The organism is Thauera phenylacetica B4P (assembly GCF_000310225.1).
Classification (GTDB): domain Bacteria; phylum Pseudomonadota; class Gammaproteobacteria; order Burkholderiales; family Rhodocyclaceae; genus Thauera; species Thauera phenylacetica.
On sequence record NZ_AMXF01000580.1, the window covers coordinates 1 to 550 of the forward strand.

Annotated in this window: 1 protein-coding gene; it reads right to left on the reverse strand. The window is 74.7% G+C overall.

Going from position 1 to position 550, the window contains the following annotated elements; all coding sequences use genetic code 11:
* Positions 1–31: 31 nt before the first annotated feature.
* A partial coding sequence (ygfZ, locus tag C667_RS23790) for a CAF17-like 4Fe-4S cluster assembly/insertion protein YgfZ (protein ID WP_004392246.1) occupies positions 32–550 on the reverse strand: 519 nt, incomplete at its 5' end.

A 550-nucleotide genomic window follows, 5' to 3' on the forward strand; every position in this document is an offset into this window, starting at 1 on the left:
GGCGCCCCCGCCGGTCGGGCCGCGCTGCGGATCAGCCGAGCGCATACGGCAGGTCGAGCAGGCTCGCGCGCGGCCCGTCGGGTGCGCCGACACGGATCTCGCCCGCTTCCGCGCTGCTCGACTGGATCACCGCGAGCGCCTCCACGCCGCCATCGGCGGTGGGGGCGACGTTGACCAGCTTGCCGGCGGACTGCTCGCCGAAGTCGGGCGCATAGACGTCGGTGCCGGGCGCGGCGGTGCTGCCGGCGGGCAGGGCGAGGCGGTAGGTGCGCTTCTTGAGCTTGCCGAGATACTGGGTGCGCGCGACGATCTCCTGGCCCGGGTAGCAGCCCTTGTGGAAGTCCACGCCGCCGATGAGCTCGTAGTTGAGCATCTGGGCGACGAACTCTTCCTGGGTGGGCGCGGTGATCAGCGGCAGGCCGGCGCGGATCATGCCCAGCTGCCAGGCCGCGGTGCCGGCACGCACCGCGCCGGCGGCGGCGAGCGCGTCGAAGAGCGCGGGCGCGGCCTCGCTGGCGACGGCGAGCACGAGACGCTGCGCGCCGAGGCG